We start from the raw sequence: 19,049 nt of genomic DNA, 5'->3' as shown, positions 1-19,049 counted from the left end.
AACTGAGCACGCCGTACACCACGGCCACGGTCAGCCCCTGGGAGGCGCCCAGGCCCGCCGCCGCGAACGACCAGGCGGTGACGCCCTCCCGGGGGCCCCAGCCGCCGACGTTCAGCGGCAGGGCCATGGCGAGGAGCGCCAGCACCGCGAGCGGCACCAGTTCGGCCACGGACGCGGCGGATCCCGCGACCCGGGCGGCGAGCAGGAACATCACGACGTACCCGGCCAGCGTCGCGACCGACGAGATCACGACGGCGGGCCAGTTGCGGCGGCCGAGCAGGGCTCCGCGTGCCTCGACGAGCAGGGTGCGCGGCGCACGCCCCCGGCGCGCGGCACCGGTGGTGCGGCCCATGCGGACCGCGGCCCAGATCGCGAGCCCGCCGAGCGCGGCAAGGCCCAGCAGGGCGGCGAAACGGCGCGTCTCCTGAAGTACCGGGGAGGGCTGGGTCAGCAGGACCGTTACACCAACTACGACCAGCGCGATCTGCCCCGCGGCGCGCTCCAGTACGACCGCGCGGACGCCGCGCCCCATGTCGCCGGAGCTCTGCCCGTGCCGCACGGCGCGGTGGACGTCACCGAGGACGCCGCCGGGCAGGGCCGCGTTGAGGAACAGCGCGCGGTAGTAGTCCGCGACGGCCGGGCCCAGCGGCAGCCGGACGCCCAGCCCGCGCGCCACCACGCACCAGCGCCAGGCGCTGAGCACCGTGGTGACCGCGCCGATGGCGAGCGCGGCCAGCAAGGTCGGGGTGTCGACGCGCCGCAGCCCGTCGAGGAAGACGCCGGTGCCGAGCCGCCAGACCAGCACGCCGAGGATGGCGGTGCCGGCGAGGGTGCCGAAGTGGGTGCGCAGGGCGCGGAACAGCTTGGCCGCGGCACGAGGCTTGGCGGTGGGTTCCTGCTGTGGCGTCGGGGCGGCCTGGGTGGTGTGCGGCTCCGTGCACGGCGAGGTCTCGTGCGGACCGGTGTCGGTCGCCGGCGTCCGCGAGTTCCTGTCCGGCACCGTGTTCGCCGTCGTGTTTGCCGCCGTGTGCGGGTTCGTGGTGGACGAGCAGGTGCGCACGGTCACGTCGGGCAGGGGCGCGTCCGGGTTCCGGCACGTCCTCACACCGCGAGGGGAAACGCGCTCGGCGCCGGTCCGCCGATGTGCCTCGACCGCCTCCTCCACCGGTGCGCTCATGACGCCCCGCCTGTCGGCCGGGGCAGGGCCAGTACGTCGCTGTGGTGGACCACCACCCGCAGGTCACCTGCCGCGCACTGCTCCAGCCTCCGCTCCAGGTACGCCTCGGCGCGCTCCGCGAGCTCGGGACGCTGTTCGCATGCGGCGCCGACCCAGCCGCGCAGCCACTCCTGCGTCAACTCGGTGTGTTCGGGGCCGAGTTGCCAGGGGCTCGGGTGCACCCGCACGGTGGCTCCCCGCTCGGAGAAGGCCTCGCAGGCCACGGTGACCGCGTCGGGGCCGAGCAGGTCGCCCCGGCGCTGGTGGGCGTTGAAAGCCTCCGCCATCTCTGCGTCCAGGGGGTCCGAGGGGGTGAGCTCGACCCGGCCGGCGACGGACAGCGTCAGCAGGGCCGGGCAGCCGGCGCCCACACAGGCCTCGGCGAGCGCGGCGATCTCGTCCCGGGTGAGGACGTCGAGCAGCGCGGAGGCCGTGACGAGCGAGGCACCCTCCAGTTCGGCCGCCGTCAGGCGCCCGAGGTTGCCGCGCCGTGTGGTGACCGTGACGGGGCTGCCGTCGCCCGCCGCGCGGGGCGCCCGCGCCGTGGCCAGACGCAGCAGGTCCGCGTCGTGGTCGTGCAGCACCCACTGCTGGGCGCCGTCGAGGAGGGGTGCGAGCCAGCGGCCCATCGAGCCGGTGCCGCAGCCGAGGTCGTGGACGACCAGCCCCTTGGCTCGGCCCGGCAGGTTGGCGAGCCGGATGCGCAGCGGGTCGAGGAGGTCGGCGGCGCGGGCGGTGGCGTCAGCCGGCTCGCGCAACTGAAGCCACTGGGGCGCGTAACCGTGCTCCTCGGGCGGCGCGCTCGGGGCAGCGGCCGTGCCCTCGCCGCGCCCGGCCAGGCTCAGGCGGGTGCCCGTGGGCGCCGGCTCGGCTCCGGTGGCCGCAGTGGACGCCGGCTCGGCTCCCGTGGTCGCCGCGGGTGTCGTCGTACTCATCTCACGCCGCCTTCCGTGGTTCGTGGCGCAGCCGTCCCAGCACTCCGGCCAGGCTGCGCGCCGTCCTGGCCCAGCCGCCCAGCGCGGCCCGGCGGCCACGGGCGGCGGCCTTGAGGCGGCGCCGTACGTCGGCCTCGCCGAACCAGCCGCGCAGTTCGGCCGCGATGGCCGCGGGGTTCTCCGGCGGTACGAGGATGCCGGGCACCCCTCCGTCGGGGGCGCGGCCCACGGCCTCGGGCACTCCGCCGACATCGGTGGCCAGCACGGGGATGCCGCGGGCGAGGGCCTCGGTGACGGCCATGCCGTACGTCTCCGCGTAGGAGGTGAGGACCATGAGGTCGGCGGAGGCGTAGCTGGCGTCGAGTTCGGCGCCGGCCCGCGGGCCCGCCAGGTGCAACCGGCCCTCCAGGCCGAACTTCTTGACGAGGGTCCGGATGTGGTCGACGTAATCGGGGTCCTGTTCGAGCCCGCCCACCAGGACACAGCTCCACGGCAGGTCGGTGACGGTCGCGAGGGCCTCCACCAGCCGGTGCTGTCCCTTGCGCGGGGTCACGGCCGCGACGCACAGCAGCCGGGAGACGCCGTCGGTGCCGGAGGCGAGGGGCGCGATGTCGGCGCCGGGCGCGGCGACGTGGACGCGCTCGGGGGCGAGCCCGTGGTGGGACACGAGCCGTCGTACGGCCCAGTCGCTGGTGGCGATCACGGCGGGCACGGCCCGCAGCGTGGCCCGCTCCAGGGCGTCGAGTTCCGCCGCGTCCTCGGGCTTCAGACCGGTCTCGTCGGCCAGCGGAAGGTGCACGAGCACGGCCAGGCACAGCCGTTCGGCCTCGGGGGCCACGATCTCGGGGACGCCGCAGGCGACGAGTCCGTCGAGGAGGACGACGGTGCCGTCGGGCAGGTCCGCCAGCGTGCGGGCGAGTTCGGCGCGGGCGTCCGCACCGGGCCGGGGCCAGTTGCCGTCGATCATGTGCTTGTGGACCTGCCAGCCGAAGCCGGGCAGGTCGAGGCAGATCCGGCGGTCATAGGCGTTGCCGCCGCTCGGCCGGGACGGGTCGTCGACACCGCCCGGCATGACGAAGTGCACGGAGCGCAGGGACATGGGGAGGATCGCGGCGCTCTTGAGGGCCGCGTTCTGGACGGGCACGTAGCCGAGCCTCGTCTGACCGTCCCGGGAGGCCCGGGATGCCCTGGCTGCGTCGACGGTCGCCTGGTCGATGGTCATGTCGGTCACAGGGCACGCTCGTAACTCGCCCAGGCGATGTGCGACTCGTGGAGTGTGACGGTGATGCCGGCGATGCCCTTGGCGCCCTCGCCCAGCGCCCCCTTGTGGATGCGCTCGGCGAGGCGGTCGGCGATGACCTTGGCGAGGAACTCCGTCGAGGTGTTGGTGTTCGCGAAGTCGGGCTCGTTGTCGAGGTTTCGGTAGTTCAACTCGCTCACCACGGCCCCGAGTTCCTGGGTGGCCAGCCCGATGTCGACGACGATGTTGTCGTCGTCCAGCTCGGCGCGGCGGAAGGTGGCGTCCACGAGGAATGTGGCCCCGTGCAGGCGCTGCGCGGGTCCGAAGACCTCTCCGCGGAAGCTGTGGGCGATCATGATGTGATCGCGGACAGTGATGCTGAACAACGGACGACCCTCCAGTGCGGTGCGTCTGCCCCCGGCCGGGGCATGCCGTGTAGTACGGCTGGTCCCTACCCGTTGTTCAGACCTCTTTTGCTGTTTCTTTGGAGGTCAGGCTTCCGTTCGGCCTGTTCAGGGAACAGACGGGCGTGTGACCTGTTCGGTGTCGTAGAGCACGCGGTGGCACAGTCCGGGCAGTTCACCGGAAGTGAGCCCGGGCATCACGTCGGGCAGTTCCTCGAAGCCGCACTCCCCCGTGACGAGCGCGTCGAAGGCGGGGTCGGCGAGGAGTTCGAGGGCGAGCGCGAGCCGGTCGGCGTACGTACGGCCGGCGCGCCGCGCCGCGGAGACGGCGCCCACCTGGCTGCTGCGCACGACGAGCCGCCGTGAGTGGAAGGCCTCACCGAGCGGCAGCGAGACGCGCCGGTCGCCGTACCAGCTGAGCTCGATCACCGTGCCCTCGTCGCGCAGGAGTTCCAGCGACCGGGTGAGCCCCTGCTCCGTGGCGCTGGCGTGCACGACGAGGTCGCACTCCCCGGACGCGTCGGCGGGCAGCGCGAAGTCGACACCGAGCGCGCGGGCGACGTCGGCGCGGGCGGGATCGGCGTCGACGAGTTGGACGCGCACACCCGGGTACTTGGCCAGCAGGGCGGCGACGGAACACCCGACCATGCCACCGCCGACCACGGCGATCCGGTCGCCGATCAGTGGCGCCGCGTCCCACAGGGCGTTGACCGCGGTCTCGACGGTCCCGGCGAGGACGGCCCGCGTGGCGGGCACGTTCTCCGGTACGACGGTCACGGCGCCCGTCGGCACGACGTACCAAGTCTGGTGCGGATACAGACAGAAGACGGTCCGGCCCACCAGCTCCTCCGGCCCCTCCTCCACCCGTCCGACGCTGAGGTAGCCGTACTTCACGGGCCCGGGGAACTCGCCCTCCTGGAAGGGCGCGCGCATCGCGGTGTACTGGCTCTCGGGCACGCCACCTCGGAAGACGAGCGTCTCGGTGCCCCGGCTCACCCCGGAACACAGAGTCCTTACGAGAACCTCTCCCTCACCGGTCTCCGGCAGCGTGGTCTCCCGGATCTCCCCCTGCCCGGGCGAGCGGAGCCAGAAGGAACGGACTGTGCGTTTCATGTGGGTCTCTCTGAACAGTCGGGCGCTTCTCCACGTACGCAGCGGTGGGAGTCGCGCACACGGTACGCGGCGATGATCGACTCTGTCACACGTTCGGAAGGTATGCGGTGGCCCTGAACAACACGTACGACGCACGGCCGTTGTTCCAGGAGACGGCGGTGGGCGCGGGTGCGCAACTCCTGCTCCTTGCGTTCCTGGGCACGGCGATCGGGATGGGCCCGGCGGGCTGGCTGACGGGTCTGGCGTTCGCGCTCGCCACCTGGGCGGTCCTCAACCGCGCCCTGCGCCGCACCCGGCCCCGCTCCTTCGGCCCCGCCAACCGTGTCACGCTCGGCCGGGCGACACTCGTCGGCGGCATCACCGCTCTGGTCGCGGACTCCTTCCAGAGCTCGCCGCCGGTCTCACTCTTCGTCGGTCTCACAGCGGTGGCGCTGATTCTGGACGGCGTGGACGGCAAGGTCGCCCGCCGCACGGGCACGTCGACCGCGCTGGGTGCGCGCTTCGACATGGAGGTCGACGCGTTCCTGATCCTGGTCCTGAGCGTGTACGTGTCGATGGCGCTCGGCCCGTGGGTGCTGCTGATCGGTCTGATGCGGTACGGGTTCGTGGCGGCGGCGCGGGTGATGCCGTGGCTGAACGGTTCTCTGCCGCACAGCATGGCGCGCAAGACGGTGGCGGCGGTCCAGGGGGTCGTACTGCTGGCGGCCACGTCCGGGTGGCTGCCGTACGGGGTGACGTTCGCTCTGGTGGCCGCGGCCCTCGGTTCGCTGCTGTGGTCCTTCGGGCGGGACGTCGCCTGGCTGTTCCGGACGCGGGAGGAGCGCACCGGCTCGCGCGCCGTGCTGGCACGGACGGTCCGTACGAGCCAGTCCGCGGCACCCGCCGCCGCAACCGCCACCGCCACCGACGACGGCATGGCGAAGACCGAACTCGCCCTTGACGACCGCATCGAGGTCCGCATCGCCGTCCACGAGACGACGGACATGGAGAGCCGCGCCGCCACCACTGCGCACACCGACGCCGTGGGACCCGCCGTCGTCCCCTTCCCGCTACGGGAGGCCGAACTCGCCGTCCGGTGACTCAGGCCTGGGCCCGGTACCACAGGGTGCCGGCCAGTCCCAGCCCGGCGAGGGCGATGGCGATCCGCAACGGGGTCTCGGGCAGCCGCCGTACGACCATGGGGCCCACCCAACTGCCCAGCAGCGCGCCGAGCCCGAGGACCACGGCGGCGGTCCAGTCCACCGGCGCGACGACGGCGTACGCGACGGCCGCGGTGAGGTTCGCCGCCCCGGTCGCGATGTTCTTCACCGCGTTGGTCACGGGGAGCGGTTCGGCGGCGGACAGCGACAGCACCGCCAGCATCAGCACCCCGGCGGCCGCGCCGAAGTAGCCGCCGTACAGCCCCACGAGCAACACCGCGCAGGTCAGCGGGAGGTTGGGCCGAGCCGATCCGGGCTCCGGCGCCCGTGACGCCACCAGTCTCCGCAGGGGATCGCGCACCAGGATCAGCACCGAGCCGAGGGCGATGAGCCACGGCACGACCGCCTCGAACGCCGAGGACGGGGTACCGAGCAGCAGCGCGGCACCGACGGCGCCGCCGAGCGCGGCGATGGTCCCGAGCCGCAGGAGCCGTTCCCCCTGCCCGCGCAACTCGGCCCGCGAACCGGCCGCGCCGCCCACGGTGTTGGAGAACAGCGCCACCGTGTTGGTCACGTTGGCGGCGACGGGCGGAAGCCCGACCGCGAGCAACGCGGGGTAGCTGAACAAGGAGGCCAGCCCCGCGACCGACCCCGCGAGCCCGGCCGCGACACCGGCCAGCACCAGCATCGCCGCGGAGTCCCACGCCATCACGTTCTTGCCCTCCGGTCGGTCGACGGTTCCGGCTCATCTTCAAGGCCGGACGTCTCCCATGCAAAACGATGTTCACATATATGAAAGATGAGGGGCGTCGCGACAGCAGCTCACGGCGCACGTCCGATCCGCCGCCCGGTTCCCCGGAGGCCATTTGGACACCCTCCGCGTCCAGGGCGGACCATGTCGTCCCACCCACACCCGAGCCGGCCCGCGCGACGGGCGGCCATTGGACGCGTACTTCTTCCGCCTGTACTGCATCTCAGCCGAGGCCACCGACTACATCCTGGACACCTTCCAGCCGGAGTCGGGCGACCTGAAGAGAACAAGATCGCCAAGTACGGCGGGTACCGCACCAAGGCCCTGTCCTGACCGAATACGACCGTATGGCCACCGCCGGCCTGAGCCTGGGGAAGCCCCTCGTGGGCGGCGAGACCTACCTCTCCCCTCACCCCGCCCCCGGGCCACGACCCCCGACGCTCCGCCTGACAATCCACTACCGGCCCGTACGGGGCCGGAGCAGGGCCACCGTGCCTGTGCCCGCACCCGCGGAGTTAAGCACCACGTGAACCCGTACAACACTCCAATCCCGTCTCGCCCTTGGTGGAAGACCACCCCGGCCGTGCTCGGCGCCCTCGCTCTGGTCGCCCTGCTCGGCGCGTTCAGCTTCGCCCTCGGTTTCCTCGCGATGATCGCCGCCATGGTGGCCGCATGGATGCTGCCACCATGGCGCTGGTTCACCAGGCTCGGTGCCACGTTCGGAGCCTTCGTGCTCCTGACCGTCGGCGCGGGCCTGGGCGGACAACTCGACAACAGCGGGACGGGCAAGGCCGACGCCAAAGCGCAGGACGAGGGCGGTGCGGGCGCCAAGGACATCGCCTCGTCCCCGACCCCGTCTCAGCCACCCAAGGCCGCTGACTACACCGGCAATCCGCTGTACGAGGCAGAGAAGCTGGCACGCTCCGCCGGATACACCACCGGCCACCACGACGCGGCCGAGGAGGACCGCACGATCATCACGCGGTCCGGGTGGACCGTGTGTTTCCAGAAGGCCGACACGACCGCGAAGACCATTGACTTCGCGGCAGTCAAGACCGCCGAGCCCTGCCCCGAGCAGGACGGCGACCCGCTCCCGTGGCCGAAGATGCCGGATGTCGTCGGCGCCACCTACAACACGGCCGCCGAGGATCTGAAGCGAGCCGGAATCGACGTCGACCGCGTCACGCTCGATGACGTCTACCTCGACATCGGCACTCCGACCGCCGAGGAGGCCGCGCAGGACGGGGACGAGTGGCGGTGTGCTTCCAGTCCCCGGTCCAGGGAGCCAAGGTCACCTCCACCACCACAGTCCGCCTCGACCTGGGCAAGTGGACCGACGCCGACCGGGTCCAGCGCTGCCCGTCAGAGAAGGACATGACCTACAAGATCCCGGCCGACGACCCCGATTACGACAGGGACAACAGCACCACGGGCGGCGGCGGTTCGACAGGCGACGGCCCCTCGTCCCCCTCCGACGATTCCACCGGCGGCCGCAGCAGCGCCGGCACCGTACACCCCGGTTCGTTCTGCTCCCCGGCCGGAGCAGCCGGCGTCACCGAAGCGGGAACCCCCATGATCTGCGGCCCCGGCTCCGACGGCCGCAACCGTTGGCGTAGCAGCTGACCCCGCCCCCGCCACGGGGAGCCATGAGCCGGGTGGGGTGGTGCGGGGCGGACCATGCTCTCGGGCCGAACCGCACCACCCCGGGGGTGTCATCAACAGGACGCGCCGGCGGGCAGGTTGCCGCGTGCGTCGCCCTTGAAGTAGATGGCGCTGCTGTACCCGACGCTGCCGTCGGTCCAGCGGACCTGGAGCCAGATGTTGTTGACGTAGCCCTCGGCTCTGACGGTCTCCCCGTACACCCAGCAGTTCACCACGTACGTGGTGTTCGCGGCGAGCGTTGTGCGGGCGCCGCAGGATGTGTAGGCACACGTGCGGTTCGTGACCGCGGCCCAGGTGGTCGCAGCGTACGTGCCCGGCGCCTTGATGGTCACGTCGCCGGCTTCGGCACGGACCGGGGCCGGCACAGGAGCGGCCGACGCCGGGGCAGCCGTCGCCACCGCCCCGGCGAGCACGACGGCACCCACTGCCGCCGCAGAGGCCAGCCTGGCTTTGAGCTTCATGAGGTTCCCCCTCTGGTGATGTCCTGACGTCCGAGCCGGACGCCGTCACTGGCATGGACATGTATCGCATTTTTTGGATTGATCGCCAGATAGCAGGATGGAGACGACAGAAGGTTGCCCGCGGAATCGGCCAGACCGTTACTGGGGCGACCGGTGGGAGACGCGGCGAATCAGGTGACGTTTTGGAGCCAAGTGCCTTCTCACGGCGATCCCTCGCTCGCCCGGCCCACGCTCACTGCCACGGGCAACGGCCTCCGCACAGAGTGCCTGTATGCCGGGCGGGTCACGGGGTACCCGTATGGGCACGCTCAGTCCGGTGACCGGGATGGCTGAGGCCGGTCACCGAGAAGGGAGCCGGAGGTGAGCGGGAATGGCCGGCTACAGGACTACCGGAGCAAGCGCGATTTCAGCAGGACGAAGGAGCCCGGCGGCGGCCGGGGCGCGCGCTCTCCCGATACCCCCCGTTTCGTCGTGCAGATCCACGACGCACGCCGGATGCACTTCGACTTCCGGCTCCAGGTCGACGACGTACTGAAGTCCTGGTCGATACCGAAGGGCCCGTCGACCGACCCGCAGGACAAACGGCTGGCCGTCCCGACCGAGGACCACCCGCTGGAGTACGAGGAGTTCGAGGGCGTGATCCCCGGGGGCGAGTACGGCGGCGGCACCGTCATCGTCTGGGACCACGGCACGTACGAGCCCCTGAGCCACGACCGCCGGGGCCGGACCGTCCCCTTCGGAGAGGCGTTGGAGCAGGGACACGCGACGTTCCGGCTGAACGGTTCGAAGCTGCGCGGCGAGTTCGCGTTGACGCGGTTCCGTGACCGTACGGACGACGGCGAGGAGGCCTGGCTCCTGGTGAAGGCACGCGAGGGGCGCGGCGGCGCGGGCGGCCGGGGGACACCGGACCCCCGCCGTGCCCGCTCCGTCCGCACCGGCCGCACACTCGCCCAGGTGGCGGCCGACAGCGGCCAGGAGTGAGCGCCGATGACGACGGGCCTGCTCGCCACGCTCCCGGAGGCCGGGCGGCGTCCGTTGCGCCCGGCCCGTCCCGGAGTCGAGCTGGCCTCCCAGCCGATGCTCGCCACACTGAGCGACCGACGCGAGTTCTCCGGCGACTGGATCTTCGAACGGAAACTGGACGGGATCCGCGCGCTGGCCGTGCGCGAAGGAGACCGCGTCGGCCTGTACTCCCGCTCGGGCAACCGCATCAACGCCACCTACCCGGAGATCGTCGACGCGCTCGCCGCCCAGGACTGCGAGGACTTCACGATCGACGGGGAGATCGTCGCGTTCTGGCACGGCCGCACGGACTTCTCCCGCCTCCAGCAGCGGATGGGCCTCACCCGGCGCCGTGACGTCGAGGCCAGCCCGGTCGCCGTGACGTACTACGTCTTCGACCTGCTCCGCCTGGACGGCGCCGACACCGGACAGCTGCCGCTGCGTCTCCGCAAGTCCCTGCTGCGCCGTGCCCTCACCTATCGCACCCCGTTGCGTATGACGACGCACCGCAACGAGGGCGGTGCCGAACTGCTGGCCACGGTGTGTGCCCGTGGCTGGGAGGGCCTGATCGCCAAACGCGCGGGCAGCCGCTACCAGCCGCGCCGCTCCCCGGACTGGCTGAAGCTGAAGTGCTCCCGGAGCCAGGAGTTCGTCATCGGAGGCTTCACGGCGCCGGCCGGCAGCCGCGTCGGGTTCGGCGCCCTCCTGCTGGGCCATTACGAGGACGGTCCGGGCGGGCGGCTGCGCTACGCGGGCAAGGTCGGCACGGGCTTCGACCACCGCACCCTCATGGAGCTGCACCGCCGCTTGGAGGGCATGCGCAGGCCGACGTCACCTTTCGTCGACCGGGTCCGCGAGCCGCGTCCCCGGTGGGTCGAGCCGGAGCTGGTCGCGCAGGTCGCGTTCACCGAGTGGACCCGGGACGGGATGCTGCGCCATCCACGGTTCCTGGGATTGCGGGACGACAAGGCGGCGACCGAGGTGGTCCGGGAGCGGCCGTCCGGCGGCGGGGGCGCGAGTCCTTCGCTTCGGACGCCCGGCTCGTCGTGACCTTCGGCGGCAGTGCGGTAACGCCCTGGCCCACGCCGACGCGGGCCGTGTGATCGGACACATCGGGGGGCTCATCGGGGGGAGGCTCATTGGGCAGGGTCACGGGCCGGGACCGCCGCCAGCAGAGCCGTGTCGTCGTCGACCCGGTCGGGGGTGGCCAGCAGGCCGAGGGCCTGGCCGATGATCACGTCCGGGGTGAGTCCGGGGCGCGAGGACACCGGGGCGGGCGCCGTGTCGCGGCAGACACGGCGCAGGGTGTCCAACCGGTCGTCGAGGTCGGTGGTGTGGTGCTCGACCAAGCCGTCCGTGAACAGCAGGAGCCCGGTGCCGGGGAGGAGACGGGTCACGTGGTCGGTGGCGTTGCCGCAGGCCACGCCGAGCGGCATGCCGGGATCGAGGTCCAGGTAGCCGGTGCGGTGTCCGGCCACGAGGAGCGGAGGCAGGTGGCCGGCGGACGCGTAGCGCAGTCGGTGGGAACCGGGCTCGTACACGGCGTACAGGCAGGTGGCGAAGCGGTCGCTGTCGAGGGCGCGGCAGTGGGCGTCGAGGCGGGCCAGCACCTCGCTGGGGGTGGCGCCCTCCAGCGCGTAGGTGTGCAGTGCCGACCGCAGGCTGCCCATCACGATGGCGGCGTCGACGTCGTGGCCCATGACGTCCCCGATGGCCAGCCCGACCGCGCCGCCCGGCAGTTGGAGGGCGTCGTACCAGTCGCCGCCCACCTCGGCTCCCAGGGCGCTGGCCCGGTAGTAGGAGGCGGTGGCCACGCCGGGCACCTCGGGCAACGCCTGCGGCAGCAGGGCGCGTTGCAGAGCGACGGCGAGACGGCGCTCGTTCTGGTAGCGCGTGGCGTTGTCGTAGGCGACGGCGATCCGGCTGGTCACCGAGTGCAGGTAGGTGCGTTCGTCCTCGGAGCAGGGGCGGTGCCGCCGGACCACGGCCAGGGCGCCCAGCGTCCGGCCGCGTGAGGTCAGCGGCAGGGCGAGGATCCGGCCGTCCGCGGCCTCCTGCGGTGCGCGGGCGCCACGCATGATCCGGGCCACCATCTCGGCAGGCCGGTCGTCCGCCGGGGCGGTGCCCGACGAGGTGTACACGACGGTGTCCGTCGACCCGTCGGCGTCCGGTCCCAGAGCCTCGATACGCACCTCGTCGGCGACCTGGGGAACGAGCAGTTCACCGGCCGTCTCCAGGACCTGCCGGGGTTCGAGGCTGGCCGACAGCCGCAGCCCGGCCTCGGCGAGCGCGGCCAGCGCGGTGGCGTGCTCACGGGTGTCGGTCAGGATCCGGTCCCGCAGCCGCGACAGCTCCAGGTTGGCCCGTACGCGGGCGAGCAGTTGGCGGGACGAGAACGGTTTGGCCAGATAGTCGTCGGCGCCCGCCTCGATGCCCTGGACGACGGCCTCCTCGCCGGCCCGGGCGGTGAGCATCACGATCGGCAGGTGGGAGGTGTGGGGGCCCGCCCGCAGCGCGCGGACCAGTTCGAAGCCGTCCATGCCGGGCATCATCGCGTCGGTCAGCACGAGGTCGTACGCGCTCTCGGCCACGGCCGCCAGGGCCGCCCGGCCGTCGGGCACGAGCCGGACGTCGTAATCGGTGTGCAGGAGGTCGTACAGGTAGTCCCGCATGTCGCGGTTGTCGTCCGCGATGAGCAGCCGGGGGCGGGGCTCCCGTCCGGCGGTCGCGCCGGTGCCCGGCTCCTGTTCGGTGCGCGGCGACGGTCCTCCGTCGGTGGCCCAGCCGTACGCCTCCTGCACATAGGCGGCGGCCTGCCGGGAGGGGCCGGGCGCCGCTCCCGTGCGGGCCCGGTCCGCCGCCGACGGCCGGGGCAGGTGCGCTGTGCCGAAGGGGATCTCCACCGTGAACGTGGTGCCCCGGCCCGGGCGGCTGTTGACGCCGATGGTGCCACTGTGCTGCTGCACCAGATCCTTGACGAGTGCCAGGCCGATACCGCTGCCCTCGTGGGAGCGGGCCTGCGTCCCGTGCACCTGGTGGAAGCGCTCGAAGAGCCGTGGCAGTTCCTCCTCCGAGACGCCGATGCCCGTGTCCGACACCGTCAGCCGTACCCGGTCTCCGGCGGCCGCCGTGGCGACGCGGACTCCGCCGGACGGAGTGAACTTCAGCGCGTTGCTGAGCAGGTTGAAGATGATCTTCTCGTACATCTCCCGGTCCACGTGGACCGGTTGCGGCAGTGGCGGGCAGTCGACGTCCAGTCCCAGGCCCGCGGCCTCGAAAACAGAACGGAACATACCGGCCATCTCGGCGGTGACGGCCGACAGGTCGACCGGTTCGAAGTCGCCCTCCAGCGCCCCGGCCTCGGCGCGCGTGACATCGAGCAGCGTGTTGACCAGCTTCAGCAGCCGCAGTGCGTTGCGTTCGGCCATCTCCAGGCGTCTGCGCGTCTCCGGCCGGTCCTCGTGCGCCAGTGTGTCCTGGACGGGACCGAGGAAGAGGGTGAGCGGTGTGCGCAGTTCGTGGCTGACGCTTGAGAAGAACGCCGTCTTGACCTGGTCCAGCTCCATCAGGGCCTCGGCGCGTTGGCGCTGCTCCTCGTGCGCGAGTGTGGCCGCCAGCGCGGCGGTGACGGTCCGCCCGAGGATGTCGAGGAAGTCGCGGTAGCCGCCGGCCAGCGGGAGCAGGGGGTTGATTCCGGCGACGAGCACGCCGTTCAGCCGGCCCGCGTTGTTCAGCGGGAGGGCGAGCGCCTCGGCGGGGACCACGTCGGAGGGCGTGCCGGGGCCGGTGTCACGGGCCGGGGCCGGCCCGCACAGGAACGGCTCGGCCGGCACGACGACCGCTGCGCCCCGGGCGAGTTCCGCGGTGACGTCCGCCGGCAGTGCGGCCCCGGCGGGCGGGGGGCGGCAGGTGGACGCGGCGAGAGCGGGTTCGTCCTTCTCGGAGGGCAGGTAGAGGTGCGCGAACGGCAGGTCGTCGGGGTGAGCGGCCAGCACCTCCACGATCTCGCGCACGACCTCCGCCGGACCGGACAGGTCGCCGGTGTGCACCCCGACCTCGGCCAGCAGCCGCAGCCGCCGCTCGCTGAGCACCCGGCCGGTGGTCTCCGAAACGGAGCACAGCACCCCGCCGACGGAGCCGTCGTCCAGGAACACCGGCTGGAAGGAGATGTCGAAGTAGGTCTGCTCCAGGAAACCCCGGCGGATGAGACAGAACGACCGGTCGCGGACGACCATGGCCCGCTGCCGGTCGACGACGGAATGGAACATGGGGCCGGTGTAGTCGTCCCAGTTCTCGGGGAACAACTGCCCGGCCGGTGCCCCGAGTGCCTTCGGGTGTTTGGAGCCGATGATCCCGGCGTAGCCGTCGTTGTAGAGCAGGACGTACCGGGGCCCCCAGAACAGTGCCATCGGCTGCTCGGAGGTCAGTACGACACGGAGGGTCTCCACGAGCCGGTGCGGCCACGTCCGTGTGGGTCCGAGAGCGGTCTGGGCCCAGTCCGTTCCGGCCAGCACTGCCCCGGACGACCCGCCCTGGGCGAATGCCCGGGTCGCCTCGTCGTGTTCCCGGTACCCGTCGTGGCGTTCGTACCCGTCGTCGGGTCCGTGCATCTCGGACCCCGTTTCCGCTGGTGGCGTCATTGGATGGCCGCGCGTGGGTGAGTGGGTTGTCTTCCCTGCGGTTTCCTCCGTCCGTCGCTCGTGGGTTCGGTCTTGGGTCCGTCGGCCGCCCTGTGCGGCCCTGGTCTCAGAGGGCGGGCACCTCCACGCGCCGGCCGTCCCGGTCCCGCAACGCGACCCGGCCGTTCCAGCGGGGCAGCATCTCCGTCGCGCCGTAGCCGAGCAGCTGCTCCGCACCCGCGTTCCAGCAGGTCACGGTGTCCTTCGCCTCAAGCGACCCCCTCGCCGTGGCCGCTTCGTCGATGTCGCCGCCCATCGACAACCGCTCATCGACATGGGGCCGTGCCTCGACCATGTGCCTCATCCCGTCAAGGAGACGTGGCTGACGTGGTCAATTATGACGTAACTGCCACATATCCGTTATCGAGTAACAGAAGGGAAAGAGGAGGCGAAAGACGGCAGGCCAAGCGGCGGGCGGCAGATTGAGCCACCCCGAGACGCGCAGTCGCTACTCGGGCAGGGGGCGGTCGTCGACGACGTGCTTCATGACGAGGGTGGAGGTCAGCCGCTGGACGCCCGGCAGGGTGGCCAGTTGCTGGTCGTACAGCTGCTGGTAGGCGGCCAGGTCGGTGGTGGCGACACGCAGGAGGTAGTCGGGGTCGCCGAACAGTCGCTGGGCCTGGATGACGTGCGGGACGGCGGCCACGGACTCCTCGAACGCGGCGACGGTGGCGCGGTCCTCCCAGCGCAGGGTGGCGAAGACCAGGGCTTCGAAATGGAGGCCGACGGCTGCGGGGTCGACGACTGCGCGGTAGCCACGGATCGCCCCGTCCCGTTCGAGGTCGCGCAGGCGTCGATGGCAGGGCGAGACGCTCAGTTGCACGCGAGCGGCGAGTTCGGTGACCGTCAGGCGGCCGTCCAGCTGCAGCTCGGTAAGAATCTTCCGGTCGATGGCATCCATGAGAAAGATTCTCCCCCACAAGGCCGCACGGTGGAGAAAAGAAAGAAACACTTTTGGGCTGATCCTGCCTAGTCTTCCCTCTCGGAGCAGGGAACGTGAGAGGGAACGATCCATGGACACGACGACGGTGGCGGCCTTCCTGGCAGTGGATCTCCTGTTGGTGTTCACGCCGGGCGCCGACTGGGCCTACGCGATCTCGGCGGGGCTGCGGGACCGGTCGGTCGTCCCGGCGGTCGTCGGGCTCATAGCCGGATACGCGGGCTACACGCTGCTCGCCGTGGCCGGCCTGGTGGTGATCGTGGCGAGTTCGACGACCCTGCTCACGTTGCTGACCGTTGCCGGGGCCGCCTACCTGATGTGGCTCGGCCTGCACGTGCTGTCGCGGCCGGCGGTCCCGGGCGAATCAGCGGAGCCCATGGCTTCCGCGCCGGGGCAGATCATGCTCAGAGGAGCCGGGATCAGTGGTCTGAACCCCAAGGCGCTGCTGCTGTACTTCTCGCTGTTCCCGCAGTTCATCGACCCCTCCGCGGGCTGGCCCACGGCCGCGCAGACCCTGCTGCTCGGCACGCTGCACATGACGGCCTGCGCCGTCGTCTACCTCGCCGTCGGCGTGCTCGCCCGCACCGTGCTGAAGACCCGGCCCTCGGCGGCCAGGGCGGTCACCCGCGCCTCCGGTGCCATGATGATCGTCATCGGCGGTTTCCTGCTGGTGGAACGCCTGGCCGGCTGAGGCCTCGCCTCCTCGCTCACTGTGGCCAAGATGCACTGCCGAGGGTGGCCACTTGAGAATGGCCTTGTTGAGCATGGCGGGCCGTCACGAGTCACACGCCCATCCATCCATCCACCCATCGACCCATCGACCCATCGACCCGGTAGGGGAAGGCGGTGGCGCCCGATGACGTACGTCGCTGTGAGTGCGCTCAGCCATCCCGGACTGATCCGCGACCGGAACGAGGACAGCCTCGTCGTCGGGCCGTGGACCCTATGCGCCACCGCGACCGAGAACCCGCAGACGCTGGTGTTCCCCCTCGGTACGCCGCTCGTCGTCGCCGTAGCCGACGGGCTCGGCGGTCAGCCCGGCGGCGAGGTGGCCAGTGCCCTGGTCGTCCGTCGGCTCGCGTCGACCGGGCCTGTCCTGACCAATGAGGAGGACGTCCGCGAAGCACTGCACGCCTGCAACCGCGAGGTCTACGCGGCCGCCGACGACGGCGACGGCGACGTCGACGTCGACGTCGACGGGCTGGCCACCATGGGCACGACCGTCGCGGGCGCCGTCATACTGCCCCGGTCGCTGCTGGCGTTCAACGTGGGCGACAGCCGGGTCTTCGCCGCACCCCGGGACGGCCTGCTCCAGGTCAGCGTGGACGACAACCCTCCGCTCGAACCAGGTCAGCGCACCACCTCCATCGTGACCCAGTGCCTCGGCGGCACCTCGAAGTACCGCGCTGTCACCCCGCACGTGACGGCCGCTCCCCTGGCTCCCGGCGACCGATACCTGATCTGCACCGACGGCCTGACCGACCCGCTGCCGAACGACGTCATCGACGAACTGCTGCGGGAGTACGACGACGGCCGGGCCGCCTTCGAACTGTGGAAGGCCGCCATCGCGGCCGGCGGACCCGACAACATCACGCTCGCCCTGGTACGCATCGCGGACCAATGACCGCTCCGCAGGCCTCAGGGCCCGCCTCCTCACGCCTCAGGCCTCAGGCCTCAGGCCTCACCTCAGGCCTCAGGGAAGCCGTACTGTCCATGCAGGCGAACGAAACGTGCGGGCGTGAGTACCCGCGTGCGCTCCAGCCCCGTCGCGGTGCGCAGGAAGGACACGACCTTCTCTCGGCCGCCCGGCCCGATGGGCTGTACGAGACGGCCGCCGCGTCGCAGTTGCCCGGCCAGCGGCGCGGGAACCTCCGGGAACGCGGCGGACACGATGACGGCATCGTACGGAGCACGGTCCGGTACGCCGCCGCTGCCGTCCCCGATGCGCAACTCAACGTTCCGAATGCCTTGCCGGGCAAGGTTGCGCCCTGCCTGCCGGGCGATCTCCGGCCACATCTCGATGGTCACGACATCGGCGGCCAACCGGGCGAGCAGCGCGGTCTGGAAGCCGAGGCCGGTACCGATCTCAAGGACGTGCTCGTCCCCGCTCAAGTCCAGCCCCTCGATCATCGTGGCTGAGAGCGAGGGCTGCGTGGTCACCTGTGCGTGCCCGATCGGAATGGGCACGTCCTGGTAGGCGTGCGCTTCATGGCCGGCGGGGACGAATGCCGCTCGGGGCGTCGCTCGTACGGCCTGGAGCAAGCGCTCGTCGCTGACGCCGACCGCTCGAACGGCTCGCAGGAGATCCTCGGGCTGATGGACGGCTTCGGTCATGTCCGCTGCTTTCCGTGCGATGCCCGGAGCGACGGCGCGCCGCCCGCGCCCTGGCCACCGACCCACCGCTGCCCGTCAAGCGGGGCAGCGTCATGATCGAGCGCCGGCCTCCGTCTTGGCCTCACCGGCGCGCCCTGCGGGAGAGGCCAGGGGTGGGGTGGGCATGCCCGCGTCTTCACGGAGGCCGGACAGCCACTCCTGCATCGCCTCCTGGACGGTGTACCGAGGCGTCCAGTCCAGTTCCCGCTGCGCCCTCGACGTGTCCATGATCGGGAAGTGCAGGACGGCGTCGAAAAGGGACGGGGGCGTACGCAGCAGACGCGTCCGCCAGGCGGCGGAAACCGCTGCCCGGACGGGCCAGCCCGGCATCGGGAAGGTCCGGGCACCGAACATCTCGGCCAGCATGGCCGCGTCCACCACGGGTTCAGCGGCCAGGTTGAACGCTCCGCGCACCGTACGCACGGTGGCCTCCCGGAAGGCCTCGGCCGCGTCGTCGGTGTGCAGAGCCTGGTACCGCATGCCGGGGATGGCCGGGATCGCAGGCATGCGCTCCGGACGGGTGAGGCGCTTGGGCACCAGCGGGCCGCGGAACAAGCGGTGCTGCTCGCATGCGGCTTCCCGCTTCACCATGAAGCCGGGCCGCATCCGCACCACCCGTATCTCGGGGTGCCGGGGCTCGAAGGCGTCCAGGACGCGCTCGACGTAGGCCTTCTCCCGGCAGAGCGTCGCATCCGGCCAACCGTCGGTGGGCCACGATTCGTCCACGGCCCGGTCCTTGGGCCCGGGTGAGTAGGCCCCGACGAAGGACGCGTGGATCAGCGCGGGAACACCCGCTGCAGCCGCGGCGTCGAAGACCCGGGAGCTGCCCTGCACGTTCGTGCGCCAGGTCGTCGTCGGGTGGTGCGTGGGCTGGAACAGCCACGCCAGATGGACGACGGCGGCGGCGCCGGCGAAGTGACCGGCCAGGTCGGTGCTGTCGTCTGCGATGTCGACACTCGCCCACTCGGTCTTCGCCGGCGACCACTGCGGAAGGCGGCGGGCCAGCCCCAGGATCGAGTCGATCCGCTGATCGGCGCCCAGCGTCTGGACAACGCTGGTGCCGACATTTCCGGTGGCCCCGACAACCACCACCCGCATGCCAGGAGTTGCCATGGATCTCGCCTGCCCTTCCGG

At 71.6% G+C, this 19,049-nt stretch carries 18 protein-coding genes and 1 pseudogene; 7 read left to right on the top strand and 12 right to left on the bottom strand.

Annotated elements, in window-relative coordinates:
• Nucleotides 1-46: 46 nt before the first annotated feature.
• From E0500_RS44090 to E0500_RS23555, 5 genes and pseudogenes are all read right to left on the bottom strand, one after another.
• Nucleotides 47-1,177: pseudogene (locus tag E0500_RS44090) on the bottom strand (lysylphosphatidylglycerol synthase transmembrane domain-containing protein); the annotation flags it as partial.
• Nucleotides 1,174-2,151 carry a class I SAM-dependent methyltransferase gene (locus E0500_RS23570; protein WP_258572910.1) on the bottom strand — a complete coding sequence of 326 codons (978 nt, stop codon included), beginning with the start codon at nt 2,149-2,151 and terminating at the stop codon, nt 1,174-1,176. The gene E0500_RS23570 and the pseudogene E0500_RS44090, both read right to left, overlap by 4 nt.
• A 1-nt stretch (nt 2,152) precedes the next feature.
• The gene (locus tag E0500_RS23565) at nt 2,153-3,382 is read right to left on the bottom strand and encodes a glycosyltransferase family 4 protein (RefSeq protein WP_131563314.1); all 1,230 of its coding nucleotides are present in this window, start codon (nt 3,380-3,382) and stop codon (nt 2,153-2,155) included.
• On the bottom strand, nt 3,379-3,777 hold the full coding sequence (locus E0500_RS23560) for a 6-carboxytetrahydropterin synthase (protein WP_131563315.1): 399 nt from the start codon (nt 3,775-3,777) through the stop codon (nt 3,379-3,381). Before E0500_RS23560 ends, E0500_RS23565 begins: the two co-directional genes overlap by 4 nt.
• A gap of 126 nt (nt 3,778-3,903) precedes the next feature.
• Nucleotides 3,904-4,908 carry a zinc-binding alcohol dehydrogenase gene (locus tag E0500_RS23555; protein ID WP_131563316.1) on the bottom strand — a complete coding sequence of 335 codons (1,005 nt, stop codon included), beginning with the start codon at nt 4,906-4,908 and terminating at the stop codon, nt 3,904-3,906.
• 107 nt (nt 4,909-5,015) lie between these two features.
• On the opposite strand from E0500_RS23555, the gene E0500_RS23550 reads away from it, so the two are divergent.
• Nucleotides 5,016-5,987 carry a CDP-alcohol phosphatidyltransferase family protein gene (locus tag E0500_RS23550; protein ID WP_399119733.1) on the top strand — a complete coding sequence of 324 codons (972 nt, stop codon included), beginning with the start codon at nt 5,016-5,018 and terminating at the stop codon, nt 5,985-5,987.
• A gap of 1 nt (nt 5,988) precedes the next feature.
• Here the strand turns inward: E0500_RS23550 and E0500_RS23545 are convergent, their stop codons facing one another.
• Nucleotides 5,989-6,756: a sulfite exporter TauE/SafE family protein gene (locus E0500_RS23545; protein ID WP_131563317.1), complete on the bottom strand. Its 768-nt coding sequence runs from the start codon at nt 6,754-6,756 to the stop codon at nt 5,989-5,991.
• Nucleotides 6,757-7,381: 625 nt separating this feature from the next.
• Between E0500_RS23545 and E0500_RS23540 the strand changes: the two genes are divergently transcribed.
• Nucleotides 7,382-8,176, top strand: a complete 795-nt coding sequence (locus E0500_RS23540; protein ID WP_258572909.1) for a PASTA domain-containing protein — start codon at nt 7,382-7,384, stop codon at nt 8,174-8,176.
• The gene (locus tag E0500_RS44085; RefSeq protein WP_258572908.1) at nt 8,173-8,421 is read left to right on the top strand and encodes a hypothetical protein; all 249 of its coding nucleotides are present in this window, start codon (nt 8,173-8,175) and stop codon (nt 8,419-8,421) included. Before E0500_RS23540 ends, E0500_RS44085 begins: the two co-directional genes overlap by 4 nt.
• 92 nt (nt 8,422-8,513) lie before the next feature.
• Here the strand turns inward: E0500_RS44085 and E0500_RS23535 are convergent, their stop codons facing one another.
• Nucleotides 8,514-8,921 carry a hypothetical protein gene (locus E0500_RS23535; protein WP_131568466.1) on the bottom strand — a complete coding sequence of 136 codons (408 nt, stop codon included), beginning with the start codon at nt 8,919-8,921 and terminating at the stop codon, nt 8,514-8,516.
• Between the two features lie 360 nt (nt 8,922-9,281).
• Here E0500_RS23535 and E0500_RS23530 point away from each other — a divergent pair, with 360 nt between their 5' ends.
• Together E0500_RS23530 and ligD are read left to right on the top strand one after the other, a co-directional pair.
• Entirely contained in the window at nt 9,282-9,902 is a 621-nt protein-coding gene (locus tag E0500_RS23530; protein ID WP_131568468.1) for a DNA polymerase ligase N-terminal domain-containing protein, read from the top strand.
• A gap of 6 nt (nt 9,903-9,908) precedes the next feature.
• Entirely contained in the window at nt 9,909-10,973 is a 1,065-nt protein-coding gene (ligD, locus tag E0500_RS23525; RefSeq protein WP_131568470.1) for a non-homologous end-joining DNA ligase, read from the top strand.
• A gap of 86 nt (nt 10,974-11,059) precedes the next feature.
• Here ligD and E0500_RS23520 read toward each other — a convergent pair whose 3' ends face one another.
• The 3 genes from E0500_RS23520 to E0500_RS23510 form a co-directional block, all read right to left on the bottom strand.
• Complete coding sequence (locus E0500_RS23520) at nt 11,060-14,533, bottom strand: SpoIIE family protein phosphatase (RefSeq protein ID WP_131568472.1); 3,474 nt, start codon at nt 14,531-14,533, stop codon at nt 11,060-11,062.
• Between the two features lie 136 nt (nt 14,534-14,669).
• Complete coding sequence (locus E0500_RS23515; RefSeq protein WP_131568474.1) at nt 14,670-14,906, bottom strand: hypothetical protein; 237 nt, start codon at nt 14,904-14,906, stop codon at nt 14,670-14,672.
• Nucleotides 14,907-15,050: 144 nt separating this feature from the next.
• Complete coding sequence (locus E0500_RS23510) at nt 15,051-15,503, bottom strand: Lrp/AsnC family transcriptional regulator (protein WP_131568476.1); 453 nt, start codon at nt 15,501-15,503, stop codon at nt 15,051-15,053.
• Between the two features lie 112 nt (nt 15,504-15,615).
• On the opposite strand from E0500_RS23510, the gene E0500_RS23505 reads away from it, so the two are divergent.
• Nucleotides 15,616-16,233 (top strand): LysE family translocator, encoded by a 618-nt coding sequence (locus E0500_RS23505; protein WP_131568478.1) that lies wholly within the window; start codon nt 15,616-15,618, stop codon nt 16,231-16,233.
• A gap of 165 nt (nt 16,234-16,398) precedes the next feature.
• Nucleotides 16,399-17,166, top strand: a complete 768-nt coding sequence (locus tag E0500_RS23500) for a PP2C family serine/threonine-protein phosphatase (protein ID WP_131568480.1) — start codon at nt 16,399-16,401, stop codon at nt 17,164-17,166.
• Nucleotides 17,167-17,228: 62 nt separating this feature from the next.
• On the opposite strand, the gene E0500_RS23495 is transcribed toward E0500_RS23500, so the two are convergent.
• Together E0500_RS23495 and E0500_RS23490 are read right to left on the bottom strand one after the other, a co-directional pair.
• Nucleotides 17,229-17,876, bottom strand: a complete 648-nt coding sequence (locus tag E0500_RS23495) for a protein-L-isoaspartate(D-aspartate) O-methyltransferase (RefSeq protein WP_131568482.1) — start codon at nt 17,874-17,876, stop codon at nt 17,229-17,231.
• A 90-nt stretch (nt 17,877-17,966) separates the two neighbouring features.
• Nucleotides 17,967-19,028: an NAD-dependent epimerase/dehydratase family protein gene (locus E0500_RS23490; protein ID WP_220140583.1), complete on the bottom strand. Its 1,062-nt coding sequence runs from the start codon at nt 19,026-19,028 to the stop codon at nt 17,967-17,969.
• Between the last annotated feature and the right edge of the window lie 21 nt (nt 19,029-19,049).

Source organism: Streptomyces sp. KM273126 (assembly GCF_004337435.2).
In the GTDB taxonomy this organism is placed as follows: domain Bacteria; phylum Actinomycetota; class Actinomycetes; order Streptomycetales; family Streptomycetaceae; genus Streptomyces; species Streptomyces acidicola.
This window is presented reverse-complemented; position numbering and strand designations above follow the sequence as displayed.